At 37.0% G+C, this 1,609-nt stretch carries 1 protein-coding gene and 1 pseudogene; both read left to right on the plus strand.

Annotated features, from left to right (window positions below; all coding sequences use genetic code 11):
- Positions 1–1,129, plus strand: a 1,129-nt coding sequence (locus FFR48_RS27745) for a bifunctional aminoglycoside phosphotransferase/ATP-binding protein (RefSeq protein WP_137669562.1), incomplete at its 5' end; no start/stop codon positions are given.
- 287 nt (positions 1,130–1,416) lie between these two features.
- Positions 1,417–1,609 (plus strand): annotated as a pseudogene (locus FFR48_RS27750) (Uma2 family endonuclease); the annotation flags it as partial.

The following is a 1,609-nucleotide window of genomic DNA, read 5'->3' on the forward strand; positions in this document are numbered from 1 at the left end:
AGTATCTGAATACCATGCAAAGTCCCAGACAAATGATTACATTCGCAGTTTTGGGCAAATCTCAGAAGTGCGGTTGACTATTAATGAGAATTATAACCAAACTTTAAAGTATATTGGTGGTCCCCAAACCCAGCAACAGTTTACAGAAACAAAAGCATATACAGATAACTTTTTTAACCAAAATCCAGAATTATTTACTAGCAGAATTACCAATAACTACATCCGTGAATGTCACGGGGATTTACACCTGCGAAATATTGCTCTTTGGCATGATAAAATCATGTTATTCGATTGTATAGAATTTAATGAGCCGTTTCGCTTTGTAGATGTCATGTATGATGTGGCATTTACGGTAATGGATATTGAAGCAAAAGGGCGGAAAGATTTAGCAAATGCTTTTTTAAATGCTTATGTTGAACAAACTGGAGACTGGGAAGGGTTACAGGTATTACCTTTATATTTAAGTCGTCAAGCTTATGTGCGGGCAAAAGTGACATCATTTTTATTAGATGATCCTAGTGTACCCGCAGCAGTGAAAGAAGAAGCCGCAAAAACAGCATCTGCATATTATCGTCAAGCTTGGGAGTATACTAAACCCAAACAAGGACAATTGATTTTAATGTCCGGGTTATCAGGTTCTGGTAAAAGTACCACTGCTAGATATTTAGCGCGTAAACTAGGAGCAGTTCACTTGCGTTCTGATGCAGTGCGGAAACATTTAGCAGGTATTCCTTTATTAGAACGTGGTGGAAATGAGATATATACACCGGAAATGACTCAAAAGACTTATGACAGATTGTTAACATTGGGAATTACACTGGCTAATCAAGGTTGGCGTGTGATTTTAGATGCCAAGTATGACCGTCAACACTTACGCCAGCAAGCGATTAATCAAGCTACTCAACATCAATTACCCCTACAGATTATCCACTGTACAGCACCGTTAGAAGTATTGCAAGAACGACTTGTTAACCGTACTGGTGATATTGCTGATGCTACCGCTGATTTATTGGTATCTCAACTCAACCAAGCTGAACCATTCACAGACAAAGAACAACCCTACATTAAAATCTTGGATACAACTCAACCACTAGAGGAACAATTAAAAGAATTTGGTATTGATAGATAGCTAGAATTTGCTTTGATTCCTTATTTCCTATTTCCTATTTCCTATTTCCTGAAGTGATATAATAGGATAATTAAAACGTAAATATTCAGCCGTCAGCGGTCGGTTTCCGTTAGCAGCAGGTTAAAAAACACAAATTTCATCTGGCAAATTTTCCTCATCAACACTTACAGAATGTGGCAATATTATGATTTGAGCAAGAATCTGTCTACTTACTAGGTAAAAGCTGATTACTGATTACTGATTACTGATAGCTGAATGCTTACATTAAAACTGCGAGGTGAATTTCTATGGTAACTCTAGCACCTACTCACAGCGACACTCACACCAATAGCGTCATCCTCCATAATATTTCTTGGAATACTTTTGAAAGGATTTTATTAGAAACAGGTGATACTCGCAATAACAGGTTTACTTATAATCAGGGAATCTTAGAAATTATGACTCCATTAATGCCCCATGAACATAATAAAAGATTGATAG

It is taken from the genome of Sphaerospermopsis reniformis (genome assembly GCF_005402885.1).
In the GTDB taxonomy this organism is placed as follows: Bacteria; Cyanobacteriota; Cyanobacteriia; order Cyanobacteriales; family Nostocaceae; genus Sphaerospermopsis; species Sphaerospermopsis kisseleviana.